Annotated in this window: 15 protein-coding genes; all 15 read left to right on the forward strand. The window is 39.8% G+C overall.

From position 1 onward, the window contains the following. The first annotated feature begins 15 nt into the window (after window positions 1-15). The 15 genes from INP95_RS05670 (at window position 16) to ftsA (ending at window position 17,609) form a co-directional block, all read left to right on the forward strand. Window positions 16-1,590 carry a carbon starvation CstA family protein gene (locus tag INP95_RS05670; RefSeq protein WP_070591399.1) on the forward strand — a complete coding sequence of 525 codons (1,575 nt, stop codon included), beginning with the start codon at window positions 16-18 and terminating at the stop codon, window positions 1,588-1,590. Window positions 1,591-1,798: 208 nt separating this feature from the next. After that, window positions 1,799-2,257: a division/cell wall cluster transcriptional repressor MraZ gene (mraZ, locus tag INP95_RS05675; protein WP_005696540.1), complete on the forward strand. Its 459-nt coding sequence runs from the start codon at window positions 1,799-1,801 to the stop codon at window positions 2,255-2,257. A gap of 84 nt (window positions 2,258-2,341) precedes the next feature. After that, window positions 2,342-3,310 carry a 16S rRNA (cytosine(1402)-N(4))-methyltransferase RsmH gene (rsmH, locus tag INP95_RS05680; RefSeq protein ID WP_197560280.1) on the forward strand — a complete coding sequence of 323 codons (969 nt, stop codon included), beginning with the start codon at window positions 2,342-2,344 and terminating at the stop codon, window positions 3,308-3,310. Window position 3,311: 1 nt separating this feature from the next. Continuing rightward, window positions 3,312-3,632, forward strand: coding sequence for a cell division protein FtsL (gene ftsL / locus INP95_RS05685; RefSeq protein ID WP_005696538.1), 321 nt, complete (start codon window positions 3,312-3,314; stop codon window positions 3,630-3,632). A 14-nt stretch (window positions 3,633-3,646) separates the two neighbouring features. Further along, complete coding sequence (locus INP95_RS05690) at window positions 3,647-5,467, forward strand: penicillin-binding transpeptidase domain-containing protein (protein ID WP_197560281.1); 1,821 nt, start codon at window positions 3,647-3,649, stop codon at window positions 5,465-5,467. Window positions 5,468-5,481: 14 nt separating this feature from the next. After that, entirely contained in the window at window positions 5,482-6,951 is a 1,470-nt protein-coding gene (gene murE, locus INP95_RS05695) for a UDP-N-acetylmuramoyl-L-alanyl-D-glutamate--2,6-diaminopimelate ligase (protein WP_197560282.1), read from the forward strand. Between the two features lie 5 nt (window positions 6,952-6,956). Then, entirely contained in the window at window positions 6,957-8,327 is a 1,371-nt protein-coding gene (gene murF, locus INP95_RS05700; RefSeq protein WP_197560283.1) for a UDP-N-acetylmuramoyl-tripeptide--D-alanyl-D-alanine ligase, read from the forward strand. Beyond that, window positions 8,321-9,403 carry a phospho-N-acetylmuramoyl-pentapeptide-transferase gene (gene mraY / locus INP95_RS05705; RefSeq protein ID WP_005696533.1) on the forward strand — a complete coding sequence of 361 codons (1,083 nt, stop codon included), beginning with the start codon at window positions 8,321-8,323 and terminating at the stop codon, window positions 9,401-9,403. The genes murF and mraY overlap by 7 nt, the downstream gene beginning before the upstream one ends. Before the next feature lie 62 nt (window positions 9,404-9,465). Further along, complete coding sequence (gene murD / locus INP95_RS05710; protein WP_197560284.1) at window positions 9,466-10,779, forward strand: UDP-N-acetylmuramoyl-L-alanine--D-glutamate ligase; 1,314 nt, start codon at window positions 9,466-9,468, stop codon at window positions 10,777-10,779. 15 nt (window positions 10,780-10,794) lie between these two features. Then, on the forward strand, window positions 10,795-11,979 hold the full coding sequence (gene ftsW, locus INP95_RS05715; protein WP_049366214.1) for a putative lipid II flippase FtsW: 1,185 nt from the start codon (window positions 10,795-10,797) through the stop codon (window positions 11,977-11,979). Window positions 11,980-11,987: 8 nt separating this feature from the next. Beyond that, complete coding sequence (murG, locus tag INP95_RS05720) at window positions 11,988-13,040, forward strand: undecaprenyldiphospho-muramoylpentapeptide beta-N-acetylglucosaminyltransferase (protein ID WP_197560285.1); 1,053 nt, start codon at window positions 11,988-11,990, stop codon at window positions 13,038-13,040. 72 nt (window positions 13,041-13,112) lie between these two features. Then, the gene (gene murC / locus INP95_RS05725; protein WP_197560286.1) at window positions 13,113-14,540 is read left to right on the forward strand and encodes a UDP-N-acetylmuramate--L-alanine ligase; all 1,428 of its coding nucleotides are present in this window, start codon (window positions 13,113-13,115) and stop codon (window positions 14,538-14,540) included. 60 nt (window positions 14,541-14,600) lie between these two features. Then, complete coding sequence (locus INP95_RS05730; RefSeq protein ID WP_032822683.1) at window positions 14,601-15,521, forward strand: D-alanine--D-alanine ligase; 921 nt, start codon at window positions 14,601-14,603, stop codon at window positions 15,519-15,521. After that, window positions 15,521-16,306 carry a cell division protein FtsQ/DivIB gene (locus tag INP95_RS05735; RefSeq protein ID WP_049384411.1) on the forward strand — a complete coding sequence of 262 codons (786 nt, stop codon included), beginning with the start codon at window positions 15,521-15,523 and terminating at the stop codon, window positions 16,304-16,306. The genes INP95_RS05730 and INP95_RS05735 overlap by 1 nt, the downstream gene beginning before the upstream one ends. Before the next feature lie 28 nt (window positions 16,307-16,334). Then, complete coding sequence (ftsA, locus tag INP95_RS05740) at window positions 16,335-17,609, forward strand: cell division protein FtsA (RefSeq protein WP_197560287.1); 1,275 nt, start codon at window positions 16,335-16,337, stop codon at window positions 17,607-17,609. Window positions 17,610-17,633: the final 24 nt, after the last annotated feature.

Here is a 17,633-nt window from a genome sequence, read left to right on the forward strand (position 1 = left end):
TGAGGAGTATTTTTTATGTTGTGGTTTTTCTTCTGCGTGGCGTTATTGCTTGCAGGTTATTTCTTTTATAGTCGAGTGATTGAGCGCATTTTTGTGATCAATCCAAATCGTCAAACGCCAGCGTATACCATGAATGATGGCGTTGACTATATGCCAATGTCTAAAACTAAGATTTGGTTAATTCAATTATTAAATATTGCAGGTACAGGCCCAATCTTTGGTCCGATTCTTGGTGCGTTATACGGACCAGTTGCAATGCTTTGGATTGTGGTGGGTTGTATCTTTGCGGGTGCGGTACACGATTATTTCTGTGGAATGTTAAGTGTGCGTAATGGCGGTGCATCTATGCCTAACCTCGCAGGTAAATACTTAGGTCGTCCAGTTAAAGCATTTATTAACATCTTAGCGGTTGTACTTTTATTATTAGTGGGTGTGGTATTCGTTGCAAGTCCAGCTCAATTAATGGGTACGATTACAATGGATGTGTTCGGTGCTGCATCAGGTAGCATTTCTATTAGCAATGCGGAAGAAATCCATCAGGTAGCTGAAGCAGGTGGTATTACCGTTTGGGGTATGGATAAAGCGACTGTTATCAGTGTTTGGACTGGTATCATTTTCATTTACTATATTCTTGCGACATTACTTCCGGTTGATAAAATCATCGGTCGTATCTACCCATTCTTCGGTGCATTATTACTCTTTATGTCTGTAGGTATGGTATATGGTTTAGTAAGTGCAGATCTTAGCTCAGCAGACCCAATTTCTTTCTATCGTTCTGTGGACGGTATGTCTTTTGAGAAATTCTTCCAAAACTTTGAAACCCGTGCAGATTTACCATTATGGCCACTCTTGTTCTTAACAATATCTTGTGGTGCATTATCTGGTTTCCACGCAACACAAAGCCCGTTAATGGCGCGTTGTACTGAAAACGAAAAAGAAGGACGTTTCATTTTCTACGGTGCGATGATCGGTGAAGGTGTGATTGCGTTAGTATGGTGTGCAGTTGGTTTAAGTTTCTATGATTCTTTACCAGATTTATTAGCAGCGATTAAAGCAGGTTCTCCTTCTAAAGTGGTTTATGACTCTTCTATCCACTTCTTAGGTCTTGTTGGTGGTATTTTTGCCGTGTTAGGTGTGGTTGTTCTTCCAATTACATCAGGCGATACAGCATTCCGTGCGGCACGTCTTGTTATTGCAGAATTTTTCCATTTAGAACAAAAAACCTTAGCTAAACGTTTAATTATTGCTGTGCCATTATTCGTGGTTGGTTATATCGTATCAAAAGTGGATTTCTCTATCTTATGGCGTTACTTCACTTGGGCGAACCAAACTACTGCGATGGTTATGTTATGGACTGCAGCTGCGTATTTATATCGCTATAATAAATTCCACTGGATATGTACAATCCCTGCGGCATTTATCAGTACCGTATGTTTTACTTACCTTGCATACAACAAAATTGGTTTCGGTTTAGACTATCAATTATCTGTTTATATCGGCTTAGGTTTAACAGTACTTTGTTTAGTATTATTCTTCACACAGCTTAAACCATTAGGTGAACGTGACGAAGAAGCGTATGTAAATAACTAGTCAAATTGAGTTAAAAATTGAAAAACCGTTTGAGGAAAACCTCAAACGGTTTTTTTGTTTATTTTATTACCAAAATTTACCAATCTTTACGTTTTAATTGCTTGCAAGTTAAGGCTACAACCGATAAACTTACATAAAGTGGTGAAAAGTGGAATTTTGTGGAGAATTCTGCTAATTTTTCTAAAAATAAACGTTTAAAGGTAGAAAAATGTTTCGTGGTGCAGCAGCGGTAAATTTAGATGCGAAGGGTCGTGTAGCGATTCCTACTCGTTATCGTGCTGAAATCATGGAAAAGAACCAAGGCCAAATGGTTTGTACTGTTGATATTCGTCAGCCTTGTTTATTACTTTATCCTTTAGATGAGTGGGAAAAAATCGAACAAAAACTACTTTCACTCTCCAACTTTGACCCAAATCAACGCCGTTTACAACGTGTTATGCTTGGTTATGCCACAGAATGTGAAATGGATGCACAAGGTCGTATCTTATTAAGTGGCCCATTACGTCAACACGCAAAATTAGAAAAAGGCTTAATGTTGGTTGGGCAGTTGAACAAATTTGAAATTTGGAGCGATACAGAATGGTACGCACAAATTGATGAGGACATTGAAATTGGCTCAAGTGCTGAATTCGGTGCTTCTGAAGAACTAAAAATGCTGTCATTATAGAACAGCAGCACTAGCAGGATAAGCGGTGCTTGCGCCGCTCTATCTTCTCTTTATCGATTTTGATTTAACTTTTACTTTTTACTTATGACTACGCAAAATTCCTTTTCTGCACCTGAACATATCACGGTTTTGCTTCACGAAGCGGTGAATGGTTTGGCGTTGAAAGAAAACGGAATTTATATTGATGGTACCTTTGGTCGTGGTGGTCATTCTCGTTTAATTCTTTCCCAACTTTCTGAACATGGTCGTTTAATTGCCGTTGATCGTGATCCACGCGCGATTGCTGAAGCTGAAAAAATTCAAGACCCTCGTTTTCATATTGAACATAATAGCTTTTCACACATTCCAGATATCTGTCAAAAACTCGATTTAGTTGGTAAAATTGACGGTATTTTGCTGGACTTAGGCGTATCATCTCCACAGCTTGATGAAGCCGAACGAGGTTTCAGTTTTATGAAAGATGGCCCATTAGATATGCGCATGGATACCACACAAGGTTTATCTGCGGCAGAGTGGCTAAAACAAGTATCTGTTGATGATTTAACTTGGGTGTTAAAAACCTTCGGTGAAGAGCGTTTTGCAAAACGAATTGCGACTGCCATCGTAGAGTTCAACAAAAGTGCGGTCAAAAATGGCACAGAATGTTTAAGTCGTACTTCTCAACTCGCTGAATTAATTGCTCAAGCCGTACCGTTTAAAGATAAACATAAGCATCCAGCGACGCGTAGTTTCCAAGCCATTCGAATTTATATTAATGCGGAATTAGATGAATTAGAAAGTGTATTAAATTCTGCATTAGATATGTTGGCACCAGAAGGGCGTTTATCGATTATCAGTTTCCATTCACTTGAAGACAGAATGGTAAAACATTTCATGCGTAAGCAAAGCAAAGGTGAGGATATTCCAAGAGGTTTACCATTACGTGAAGATCAAATCCAACGTAATCAAAAATTAAAAATCATTGGTAAGGCAATCCAGCCAAGTGAGGCAGAAATTTCAGCGAATCCACGTTCAAGAAGCGCGGTATTACGTATTGCGGAAAGGGTGAAATAAGATGTTAGAAAATAGCGAACGTTATCCTTTACAACATATTCTCGTTGAAGATATTTTTTCTTCTAATAAATTAATTGTCGTCTTACTTTTATTAATTTTAGCTTCTGCAATGGGCACAATTTGGATGACCCACCAAACAAGAGGCTTGATTTCTGAAAACGGGCAGTTGGTATTACAACACCAAGCCCTTGAAAACGAATATCGCAATTTGCAATTACAAGAAGCAACCGAAAGTGATAATACAAGAGTTGAATCCATTGCAATCGGTACATTAAAAATGCAACGTGTTCAAAGTGAACAAGAAGTGGTTATTTTTGAATAGGGATTTTGAATAAAATGGTTAGATTTAATTCCTCTAAGAAACCAGGAAAGCCAAAGAAAACAATTAGAAAATTGGCTCAACCTGCGTCAGTAAAACCAAACAAACCGAAGATGGTGTTTGAGAAATGCTTCCTTCGTGGTCGTTATCTTATTGCGACAAGTTTTATTTTCTTAGGATTAGGCGCATTAGTGGCTCGTGCTGCTTATGTGCAATCAGTTAATTCTGAAACCCTTTCTGGTGAAGCGGACAAACGTTCATTACGGAAAGATGACGTCCTTTCTGTTCGTGGTTCAATTTTAGATCGTAACGGCCAATTGTTATCGGTGAGTGTACCGATGAGTGCAATTGTGGCTGAACCTCGTTTAATGTTAAAAGAAAATGCATTAGATGATAAAGAACGTATTAAAGCTCTCGCAAATGAATTAAATATGACGCCAGCAGAGTTGGTGAAAAAAGTTGAGAAAAATGCAAAATCAGGTTTCTTGTATTTAGCGCGCCAAGTAGAAGCGAGCAAAGCGAATTATATTCGTGATCTCAAAATTAAAGGTATTTCATTAGAAACTGAACCACGTCGTTTTTATCCTCGTGTAGAAGAGGCGGCCCAATTAATCGGTTTTACTAACATCGATGGTAAAGGGATTGAAGGGGTTGAGGCAAGCTTTAACTCAATGTTAGTGGGCAAAGACGGTGCTCGTGTTGTTCGTAAAGACAAACGTGGTAACGTGGTTGAACATATTGCCGATGAGAAAAAATACGATGCACAAGATGTCACCTTAAGTATTGATGAAAAATTACAATCCATGGTGTATCGTGAAATCAAAAAAGCGGTAACTGAGAACAAAGCTGAATCTGGTACTGCGGTATTGGTAGATGTGCGTACGGGTGAAGTGTTAGCAATGGCAACCGCGCCTTCTTACAACCCAAACAACTTGGCTAATGTTAAAGATGAATTAAAACGTAACCGTGCGATTACGGATACTTTCGAACCAGGTTCAACAGTAAAACCTTTCGTTGTTTTGACCGCACTTCAACGTGGTGCAGCGAGACGTGATGAAGTGATTAATACAGGTTCATTTACCGTAAGTGGTAAAGAAATTGTGGACGTGGCACCTCGCCCACAACAAACCTTAGATGAAATTTTGATTAACTCCAGTAACCGTGGTGTAAGCCGTCTTGCGTTACGTATGCCACCTTCAGCATTAATGGAAACTTACCAAAATGCAGGTTTAGGTAAAGATACTGAGTTAGGCTTAATCGGTGAGCAACGTGGGGTATTAAATGCAAACCGTAAACGTTGGGCAGATATCGAACGTGCAACAGTGGCTTATGGTTATGGTATTACTTCAACACCATTACAAATTGCGCGTGCCTATGCTACTTTAGGTAGCTTTGGGATTTATCGTCCACTTTCTATCACTAAAGTTGATCCGCCGGTTATTGGTCAACGTGTTTTCTCTGAAAAAATCACGAAAGACGTCGTGGGTATGTTAGAGAAAGTGGCAATCAAAAATAAACGTGCGATGGTTGAAGGTTATCGTGTTGGTGCGAAAACAGGTACAGCGCGTAAAATTGAAAATGGTCACTATGTTAAGAAATATGTGGCATTTACAGCGGGTATTGCACCAATTAGCGATCCACGTTATGCACTCGTTATTTTGATCAACGATCCGAAAGCAGGACAGTACTATGGTGGTGCGGTATCTGCGCCAGTATTCTCAAGCATAATGGGCTATGCATTACGTGCGAATGGTATTGCGCCAGATGCAGAACCAACAGAAAAAACAGCAAGACGTACCGTTCGCTTAAGCGATCAAAAACTTGAAAAAATGAATTAAAAAAAGGCAAAACAATGAAAAAATTGACCGCACTTTTTGATCTTCCGGTGCTTTCAGACATTAATGTGAAGGCGATGGTGTTAGATAGCCGCAAAGTGACTCAAGGAGATCTATTTGTGGCAGTAAAAGGGCATCGTTTTGATGCGAGTCAATTTGTTCTTCAAGCTATTTCTTCTGGTGCAAGTGCGGTCGTTTTAGAGACAGATTTAGAAAACGAGCATTTAAACATCGAATGGCAAAATAATGTGCCAGTGATTCACTTCTATCATTTATCTGCCAATCTTTCTGCATTGGCAGGTAAATTCTATGAACATCCTTCGGAAAAACTGACGTTAGTTGGTGTAACTGGAACAAACGGTAAAACCACCGTTTCTCAATTATTAGCCCAATGGGCAACGCTATTCGGCCATAAAGCAGCCGTCATGGGCACCATTGGCAATGGTTTATTAGGTCAAGTCAAAGAAGCCAAAAATACCACAGGTTCAGCCGTTGAAGTTCAAGAAAACCTCGCTGATTTTGTAGAGAATGGGGCAGATTTTGCTTCTATTGAAGTGTCTTCACATGGTTTAGTTCAACACCGTGTTGAAGCCCTTAAATTTAAAGCCGCCATTTTTACCAATTTAAGTCGTGATCATTTGGATTATCACGAGACAATGGAAAAGTATGCAGAAGCTAAAAAACGCTTTTTCATTGATTTAGCCCCCGAATTACAAATTCTCAATGCTGACGATCCAATTGGGGCTGCATGGTTAGGTGAATTACCAAATGGTATTGCAGTCAGCTGTCACCCAGATTTCCATCCAACATCTAAACAATGGCTTTATGCTACGCAAATTCGTTTTACTCATGAAGGTGCAGTCATTGATGTTGCATCAAGTTGGGGAAATGGCACATTACATAGCCCATTAATTGGCGCTTTTAACGTGAGTAATCTGTTGTTAGCCACGGCTGTTTTATTGGCTTTAGGTTATTCTTTCGATGATCTTATCCGTACGGTTTCACAGTTAAAGGGAGTAAATGGAAGAATGGAATTAATTAAAAAAGCAGGAAAACCGACCGTTATCGTTGATTATGCTCATACTCCGGATGCATTAGAAAAAGCCTTAAATGCAGCCCGTGAACATTGCAAAGGTAACCTTTGGTGTATCTTTGGTTGTGGCGGTGATCGTGATGCAGGTAAACGTCCACTCATGGCAAAAGCGGCAGAGCAATTTGCTGATTTAGTCATTGTGACTCAAGATAATCCACGCACAGAAGATCCAAATAAAATTGAAGCGGATATTCTCACTGGTTTTAGCCGAATGGAAGATGTTGGTGTAATTCCAGATCGTAAAGAAGCCATTAAATTTACCATTGAGAACGCCGTTGAAGATGACGTGATCGTGATTGCCGGTAAAGGCCATGAAAACTATCAGATCATTGGGGATAAAACACTTCATTTCTCCGATCAAGAAGTGGCTGAAGCCTATTTAACGAAAAAATAAACATAATGATTAAACTTACTACCCAACAGCTTGCCCAAATTTTAAATGCCAATCTTATTGGTGATGGGCAGGCCGTTGTTGAAAATATCAATACAGATACGCGCAAAGCGGTATTTAACTCGCTTTTCTTTGCATTAAAAGGTGAACATTTTGACGCGCATCAATACTTAGATAAAGCCGTTGAGCAAGGTGCGACAGCCTTAGTTGTGCAAAAAGCTAACACTAACATTTCAACACCACAATTAGTTGTTTCAGATACGCGCTTAGTCCTTGGTCAATTAGCAAAATGGTTACGTGAAAAAATTAATCCTCGTACCGTAGCGATGACGGGATCTTCAGGTAAAACCACAGTAAAAGAGATGACGGCATCGATTTTGCAACAAACAGCAGGCAATCCTGAAGCTGTGTTATTCACTAATGGTAATTTCAACAACGATATTGGTGTACCACTCACATTATTACGTTTAACAGAACAACATAAATTTGCCGTTATTGAATTAGGCGCAAACCATCAAGGTGAAATTGATTACACCACGCATCTTGCGCAGCCAGAAGCTGCATTAGTGAATAACGTGGCAGCCGCACATTTAGAAGGCTTTGGCTCAATTGAGGGTGTAGCGCGTGCGAAAGGTGAAATCTATCGCGGTTTAACCCCAAATGGTATGGCCATTATTAACAGCGAACATAATTATATTGAATTGTGGCAAAAAGAAATTGGCTCTCATGCCATTCAATATTTTAATGGTGGCGATTACAACGCTGAAAACGTAGAACATTCACCTAATGGCTCAACGTTTACGCTAGTTTCACCCAAAGGCAGCATTGAAATTAATTTACCTTATTTAGGTGAGCATAATGTAAAAAATGCCTTGGCAGCGACCGCACTTGCTATGAATGTCGGCGCAAGTCTTGCTGATGTTAAAGAAGGACTTGAACACCGTTCTCAAGTAAAAGGACGCTTATTCCCGATTCAAGTGAATGAAAATCTGCTGTTATTAGATGATACCTACAATGCGAATGTTGATTCTTTACAAGCCGCGATTGATGTTTTAAAAGGTTATGATGCTTTCCGTATTCTACTTGTGGGTGATATGAAAGAATTAGGTGAGGATAGCCTAAAATGTCATCAACAAGTGGGCGAGCACGCAAAACAAGCTAAATTAGATTTAGTGCTTTCTTATGGAACAGAAAGTGCGGTCATTTCTGAGGCTGTTTTAGGAAAACATTTTACAGATAAAGCTGAATTGACAGCTTATGCGTTAGATATCATTAAACAGAAATTACAAGAAAACCAAAAAGTCGTCGTATTAGCGAAAGGCTCGCGCTCAATGAAAATGGAAGAGACGATTTATTCATTAAAGGATAGCTTATGTTAGTTTGGCTTGCTGAATATTTAGTTCGCTATGAAACGGCATTTAATGCCATTTCTTATATTACTGTACGTGCGATTTTGGCATTATTAACCGCACTTTTCATTTCTTTATGGATTGGTCCGAAAGTGATCAAACGCCTTCAAATTTTAAAATTTGGTCAAGAAGTGCGTAATGACGGTCCTGAAAGTCACTTTGCTAAAAAAGGCACCCCAACCATGGGCGGAGTGATGATTTTATTCTCCATCGGTGTGAGTACGTTATTATGGGCTAACTTAACGAATCCTTACGTCTGGATTTGCTTATTTGTATTGTTTGGCTATGGTGCCATTGGCTTTGTGGATGATTTCCGTAAAATCACGCGTAAAAATACCGATGGTTTAATTGCGCGTTGGAAATATTTCTGGATGTCAGTAGTTGCATTAGTAGCAATCATTTGGTTGTATTGGTTAGGTCATGATACCGATGCAACCCGTTTAGTGATTCCATTCTTCAAAGATATCATGCCGCAATTGGGTCTATTCTATATTGTGTTGTCTTACTTTGTAATTGTGGGTACAGGCAATGCGGTAAACTTAACTGACGGTTTAGATGGTCTTGCGATCATGCCAACAGCGTTAGTTGCAGGTGCATTTGCTTTAATCGCATGGGCGACCGGTAACGTTAATTTTGCAGAATATTTACATATCCCTTATATCAAATATAGTTCTGAAGTGGTGGTGTTCTGTACCGCAATCGTAGGCGCAGGCTTAGGATTCTTATGGTTTAATACTTATCCAGCTCAAGTCTTTATGGGCGATGTCGGCTCCCTTGCCCTTGGTGGCGCACTGGGTGTTGTTGCCATCCTTGTTCGTCAAGAATTCTTATTAGTGATTATGGGCGGTGTATTTGTTGTTGAAGCCTTGTCTGTGATTTTGCAAGTGGGTTCTTACAAATTAAGAAAACAACGTATTTTTAGAATGGCGCCAATTCATCACCACTTTGAATTGAAAGGCTGGCCAGAACCAAGAGTGATTATTCGGTTTTGGATTATTTCCTTGATGTTGGTGTTGATGGGGCTTGTAACGCTCAAACTAAGATAATTTTTGTAGGGTGCACTTGTTGCACCCTGCGTGATCCCAGAATACGAGAGAAGAAAAACAACATGACAACTCTATATCAAAATAAAACTATCACCATTATAGGTCTCGGAAAAACAGGCCTTTCTTGCGTTGAATATCTTCAATCTCAACAAGCTAACATCCGAGTGATTGATACACGTCAACATCCAGCAGGTGCGGATAAATTACCTAAAAATGTTCCCTTACATACAGGTAGCCTAAATCAACAATGGTTACTTGAAAGCGATATTATTGTCATTAGCCCAGGACTCGCGGTAAAAACACCTGAAATTCAGGCCGCACTTTCAGCGGGTGTGGAAGTGATTGGGGATATCGAATTATTCTGTCGAGCTGCCACCAAGCCAATTGTCGGGATTACAGGCTCTAACGGTAAAAGCACTGTAACAACATTAGTCTATGAAATGGCGAAAGCTGCGGGAATAAAAGTGGGCATGGGTGGAAACATTGGCATCCCTGCGTTGTCATTATTAAATGAAGATTGCGATCTTTATGTATTAGAACTTTCCAGTTTCCAACTTGAAACCACTTATAGTTTGAAAGCGGCTGCAGCGACTGTGCTTAATGTGACTGAAGATCACATGGATCGCTATGTGGATTTAGAAGATTATCGACAAGCAAAATTACGCATTTACCACAATGCAGAAACACCAGTAGTGAATTTAGAAGATAAACTCACTTTTGGCGAAGGTGAAAATCAGGCTAAGAAGGTGGTGTCTTTTGCTGAAAATCAAGCGGATTACTGGTTGAAAACCGAAAATGGTAAACAGTACTTAATGGCAAAAGAGGAAGTCATTTTACCTTGTGATGAAGCAACCTTGGTTGGTCGTCATAATTACATGAATATTTTAGCAGCGACGGCATTAGCGCAAGCAGTAGGCATAAATTTAGAGGCAATTCGTACCGCACTTCGTCAATTTAAAGGCTTAGATCATCGTTTCCAATTAGCGCATCAAGCGAATGGTGTTCGTTGGATTAATGATTCCAAAGCCACTAATGTAGGCAGCACCGTTGCAGCATTAGCGGGTTTATATGTTGAGGGAACATTACACCTTTTATTAGGTGGTGATGGCAAAGGTGCAGATTTTTCTGAACTCGCTGATTTAATCAATCAACCTCATATTTCAACGTATTGTTTTGGTCGAGATGGCAAACAACTTGCGGCACTTTCAAGCCAAAGTCATTTGTTTGAAACCATGGAACAAGCCATTTCATTTTTACGTCCACATTTAAAATCAGGCGATATGGTGTTATTATCTCCTGCTTGTGCAAGTTTGGATCAGTTTGCCTCTTTTGAAAAACGTGGCGAAGAGTTTACTCGTTTAGCAAAATTAGCTTAAAAAATTAGGGTAGTAATGGAATTTATCAATAAAATTAAACAAAATTATGAACAATGGGCGAGAGTGACGCCGCAAGGGTTGCTCTATGATCGCGCATTGTTTTGGCTTTTTGTCGTGCTATTACTGATTGGTTTAGTAGCGGTAACTTCTGCCTCGATGCCTTACAGTGCACGCGTATTTAATGATACATTCTATTTTGCTAAACGTGATGCCGTGTATGTCTTACTTTCTTTAGCAACTTGTTATTTAACTCTCCAAATTTCTTCCTCTCAATGGGAAAAGTGGCACGCAAAAGTCTTCTTGTTAGCTATTGTTTTATTAATACTAGTTCTTGGTATCGGGACTTCTGTTAATGGTGCTAAACGTTGGATTTCTTTAGGAATTTTAAATTTCCAGCCTGCGGAATTTGCTAAGCTAGCTTTAACTTGTTTCCTGGCGAGCTATTTTACGCGTCGTTATGATGAAGTACGTGGTAAAAAATTCAGTGCGGCTAAGCCTTTCATTGTGATGGGCGTATTAGGGATATTCTTACTAGCTCAGCCTGACTTAGGGAGTACAGTTGTGCTTTTCGTTATTACCTTTGGCATGCTTTTTATTGTCGGTGCGAATTTTTGGCAATTTATTTTGCTAATTGGTACAGGCATACTTCTCTTTGTATGGCTGGTTCTCTCTGCCTCTTATCGTTTAAAACGTTTTACCGGTTTCTTAGAGCCGTTTAAAGATCCTTATGGAACAGGGTTCCAGCTGACTAACTCTTTGATGGCCTTTGGTCGTGGTGAAATTAGTGGGGAAGGACTTGGTAACTCCATTCAAAAACTTGATTATCTCCCTGAAGCACATACTGACTTTATCATGGCGATTATTGGTGAAGAGTTCGGTTTTATTGGTATTTTAGTGGTTGTGATTCTCTTAGGGTTACTGATTTTCCGAGCGATGAAAATCGGACGTGAATCACTCATGTTAGAACAACGTTTCCGTGGCTTTTTTGCTTTAGGTATTAGTTTCTGGATTTTCTTCCAAGGTTTTGTCAATCTAGGCATGGCCTTAGGGATGTTACCAACAAAAGGTTTAACTTTTCCATTAGTGAGTTACGGTGGTTCAAGTATCATTATTATGTCGGCGACCGTAGGGATTTTATTGCGTATTGACCATGAAAATAGATTACAACGAGGTGGTCAAGCGCGTTTGAGAGATGATTAGGAATATTTATGAGTAAAAAATTATTAGTTATGGCGGGTGGTACTGGTGGACATGTTTTCCCCGCCATCGCGGTTGCTCAAACTTTACAAAAAGAAGGTTGGGAAATTTGCTGGTTAGGCACAAAAGATCGAATGGAAGCACAACTTGTACCAAAACATGGTATTTCAATTCGTTTTATTCAAATTTCAGGGTTACGTGGTAAAGGCATTAAAGCCTTACTTGGTGCCCCTTTTGCTATTTTAAGAGCGGTATTGCAAGCTCGTAAAATTATCAAAGGATATCAACCTAATGCGGTATTAGGTATGGGTGGTTATGTATCTGGCCCAGGTGGCATCGCTGCAAAACTTTGTGGCGTGCCGGTTATTTTACATGAACAGAATGCCGTAGCGGGCTTAACCAATGAATGGTTAGCAAAAATTGCGACACGTGTATTACAAGCTTTTCCAACTGCATTCAAAGATGCCGAAGTGGTAGGAAACCCAGTTCGCCAAGATTTATTTGAAATGCCATCACCACAAGCGCGTTTTTCAGAAAGAAGTGGAAAATTGAGAGTGCTTGTCGTGGGGGGAAGTCAAGGTGCTCGCGTACTCAATCAAACGATTCCACAAGTAGTAGCACGTTTGGCAGATAAACTAGAAGTGCGTCATCAAGTGGGTAAAGGTTCAGTTGAGAGTGTGACCGCACTTTATGGTGAACACGCCGGTTCGGTCAAAATTACAGAATTTATTGATGATATGGCGGAAGCCTACGCATGGGCTGATGTGGTGATTTGTCGTTCTGGTGCTTTAACAGTATGTGAATTAGCTGCAGTAGGTACGCCAGCGATTTTCGTGCCATTCCAGCATAAAGATCAACAGCAATATTTAAACGCGAAATATCTTGCCGATGTTGGTGCAGCAAAAATCGTTCAGCAAAATGAATTAAATGCGGATGTGTTAGTTGATTTCTTAGAAAAAACAGATCGTGAAACCTTGTTAGCGATGGCGATTAAAGCAAAAGAAATGTCAGCACCATTAGCGGCTAAACGTGTAGCTGATGTCATTGTAGAGAACGCGAAGTAAGAACAGAGAAGTTAAGGGGAAGTAAATAGACCCTTAATCTAAAAGTGCGGTTAAAAATAAAGGTGAAATAATATGAAACATATTTCGGACGAAATTAGAAAGATTATCCCTGAGATGCGTCGAGTTCAACAAATTCATTTCATTGGTATCGGTGGTGCCGGTATGAGTGGAATTGCCGAAATTTTATTAAATGAAGGTTATGATATCTCTGGTTCCGATATTGCAGATGGTGTTGTGACTCAGCGTCTTGCTCAAGCGGGCGCAAAAATTTTCATTGGTCACCAAGCGGAAAATGTGCAAGGGGCAAGCGTGGTTGTGGTATCAAGCGCGATCCATGAAGATAACCCTGAATTAATCGCCGCAAAACAAAATCGTATTCCCGTGATTCAGCGAGCACAAATGTTGGCCGAAATTATGCGTTTCCGTCATGGCATTGCGGTAGCAGGTACCCATGGTAAAACCACTACTACAGCCATGATTTCGATGATTTATACTCAAGCGAAACTGGATCCAACTTTTGTTAATGGTGGTTTAGTTAAATCAGCTGGTAAAAATGCACATTTAGGTGCAAGCCGTTATTTAATCGCTGAAGCAGATGAAAGTGATGCTTCTTTCTTACACTTACAGCCAATGGTTTCTGTGGTGACGAATATTGAACCGGATCATATGGATACCTATGAAGGTGACTTTGAGAAAATGAAAGCCACCTATGTAAAATTCTTACATAACTTACCGTTCTACGGTTTAGCGGTGATGTGCGCAGATGATTCGGTATTAATGGAACTTGTTCCTCAAGTTGGACGTCAAGTGTTAACGTATGGTTTCAGTGAACATGCTGACTATCGTATCGAAGATTATGAACAAACGGGTTTCCAAGGTCATTACACCGTAGTTTGTCCAAGTGGTGAGCGTATTAATGTATTATTAAATGTACCGGGTAAACACAATGCGTTAAATGCAACCGCAGCACTTGCAGTCGCAAAAGAAGAAGGCATTGGCAATGAAGCAATTTTAGAAGCGCTTGCTGATTTCCAAGGGGCAGGCAGACGTTTCGATCAATTAGGCGAGTTTATTCGTCCAAATGGTAAAGTACGCTTAGTGGATGATTATGGTCATCACCCAACAGAAGTTGGCGTGACCATCAAAGCAGCACGTGAAGGCTGGGGAGATAAACGTATTGTGATGATTTTCCAACCTCACCGTTATTCACGTACTCGTGATTTATTTGATGATTTCGTGCAAGTCTTATCCCAAGTGGATGCATTGATTATGTTAGATGTTTATGCGGCAGGGGAAACGCCAATCGTTGGTGCAGATAGTAAAGCACTTTGTCGTTCTATTCGTAATCTAGGAAAAGTTGATCCAATTTTAGTTTCAGATACGGAACAACTCGGTGATGTGTTAGATCAAATTATTCAAGATGGCGATTTAATTCTTGCCCAAGGTGCGGGAAGTGTAAGCAAAATTTCTCGTGGTTTAGCAGAACGTTGGAAAGCATAAATACATCGAAAAAATAACCGCACTTTTCAATGAAGAATAAAAGGAAAACAGGATAAAACAATGAATTTAAAACAAGAAAAAATTGCCGTGTTGTTAGGCGGCACATCAGCTGAACGTGAAGTTTCTCTTAATTCTGGTGCAGCTGTGTTAAATGCATTAGTGAGTCAAGGCTATAATGCGCACGGTATCGATCCTAAAGAATATAATGTCGCGAATTTAAAAGCAGATGGTTTTGATCGCGTTTTTAACATTTTACATGGTCGCGGTGGTGAAGATGGCACCATGCAAGGTTTATTAGAACAAATCGGTTTACCTTACACCGGTTGTGGTGTGATGGCTTCAGCGTTAACCATGGATAAAATGCGCACTAAAATGTTATGGAAAGCCTTTGGTTTACCTGTTGCCGATATGGAGATTGTGACGAAAGAAAACGCTCACGAACTAAACCCACAAGCTGTGGTCGAAAAATTAGGTTTACCTTTGATGGTTAAGCCATCTCTTGAAGGTTCAAGTGTGGGTTTAACGAAAGTAAAAGCAGTCGAAGAATTAAAAAGTGCGGTCGATTATGCACTCAAATTTGATAACACCATTTTGATTGAAGAATGGTTAGCGGGTGATGAACTAACTGTGCCTGTTTTAGGTGGCGAAGTATTGCCGGCTGTTCGCATTGTGCCAGAAGGTGAGTTTTATGATTACGATGCGAAATATATTTCAGATAACACTCAATATTTTTGCCCTGCGGGCCTTTCAGCTGAACGTGAGCAAGAATTAGCGAAATTAGTTAAACGTGCTTATGACGTTGTGGGTTGTCGTGGCTGGAGCCGTATTGATGTAATGACCGATGCACAAGGCAATTTCCGTTTAGTCGAAGTAAACACAAATCCTGGCATGACAAGTCACAGTTTGTTCCCTAAATCTGCGTCAACAGTCGGCATTTCATTTGAACAACTCGTCGTGAAAATTTTGGAGTTGAGTGCGTAATGAATGTAATTAAGCGCAAAAATACACCGCCAACGCAATTTGGTCGCTCATCTAACGGAGAGGGTAAATTCCGTTTTATGCTGCAGATTAAACTTGCTTTGGTGTTACTTTGTGCGGGGCTAGGGTATTTCGTTTATTCAAACTGGCAAAGTTGGCTCGAAAGCTTAGACGGTGATAGAAAAATTACTGCCTATGCCTTAGTAGGTCAAAATGAATTTACCACTTATCCGGATGTGCAAGACGTATTACTCAAAATGGGTTCACTTAAGGGCTTCTGGGGACAGGACGTTAAGCAAATTCAAGAGCAGCTTGAAACGATTCCTTGGGTAAAAGGTGCGGTGGTTCGTAAAATTTGGCCAAATCGTTTAAGTATCTGGTTATCAGAATATCAGCCAGTCGCCATTTGGAACAAAACAGAGTTTGTTACAAAAGATGGAACAGTTTTCCAATTACCGATGGATAAGTTAAAAGAAAAGGCTTTACCTTATTTAGGTGGTCCGGATTATCAAAGTTTGAAGGTCTTAGAGGCTTGGAATCAAATTTTCGCTGATTTTAAAGCGAAAAATTTGGTGGTTAAAGGTGTGGCAATTGATGATCGTGGTGCGTGGCAAGTTACGCTAGATAATGATATAGTACTGAAACTTGGGCGCGGAGATTGGAAACCAAAATTAGATCGATTTGTAACGATTTATCCACAAATTGAAGTGCCTGAAGGTAAACGAATTGATTATGTAGATTTGCGCTATGCATCTGCATCAGCAGCGGTTGGATTGACAGAGAAATAAAAAATAATTCATTGGGTGTAATAAGAAAATGGCAAAAGAGTTGGAACCGAAAGTAATTGTAGGTCTTGAAGTTGGTACATCAAAAGTTGTTGCTGTCGTTGGGGAAGTCCTTCCTGATGGCGTAGTAAATGTACTTGGCGTGGGCAGTTGTCCATCAAAAGGGATTGATCGTGGCAGTATTACTGATTTAGATGCCGTTGTTAATTCTATCCAACGTGCCATTGAAGCAGCTGAATCAATGGCCGATTGTCAAATTATGAGCGTGACTCTTGCGATTACAGGTGAACATATTCAAAGCCTGAATGAGAGCGGCTTTGTTGCTATTTCTGAAAATGAAGTAACTCAAGATGAAATTGATGATGCTTTACATACAGCGAGCTCAGTAAAATTACCTGAGGGTCTTTCTTTATTACACATCATTCCACAAGAATATGCCGTAGATAAACAAGTTAATATTAAAAACCCATTAGGTTTGCAAGGTGTTCGTTTAAAAGCAAACGTACACTTAATTGCGTGTCATCAAGACTGGCAAAATAACTTGAAAAAAGCAGTAGAGCGTTGCGGATTACAAGTCGATAAAGTCGTGTTCTCCGGCTTTGCAGCAACACATTCTGTTTTAACTGAAGATGAAAAAGATCTTGGTGTTTGCTTAGTTGATTTTGGTGCAGGTACCATGAATATGATGGTTTACACCAATGGCTCGTTGCGTTTCAGCAAGGTTATTCCTTACGCAGGGAACATTGTAACCAATGATATTGCCCATGCATGTACCGTTTCTCGTGCAGAAGCTGAACGCATTAAAGTGAATTATGCGAGTGCATTATATCCGGCACGTTTACATGGCGATAAGAAAATTGAAGTAGCAAGTATTGGTGGTCGAGCGCCACGTGCTTTAACAAAAAGTGATTTATCTTTAATCACTTCAGCAAGATATATTGAACTATTAGGCGTTGTTAAGGACGAATTAGATAAGCTCAAAGCAGATTTAGAAAGCAAACATATTAAATTTGAATTAATTGCTGGTGTCGTTATTACCGGTGGTGGCGCACAAATTGAAGATTTAAAAAATTGTGCTTCAAATGTATTTGGTTGCCAAGTGCGTATTGGTAGTCCATTGAATATTACGGGTTTAACGGATTATGTAAACCGTCCACAATATTCAACTGTAGTTGGATTATTACAATACCATCATCAAAATAGTGATAATGATCCTGTAGATAGTAACTATGGTGATGAAGGTGTTGGCAGAAAATTCTGGAAAGGCCTTAAAAATATTTTCAATAAAGTGAAATCAGAATTTTGATCATTTTGACTTTTTCATTTACAA

Source organism: Haemophilus parainfluenzae (assembly GCF_014931375.1).
GTDB lineage: Bacteria > Pseudomonadota > Gammaproteobacteria > Enterobacterales > Pasteurellaceae > Haemophilus_D.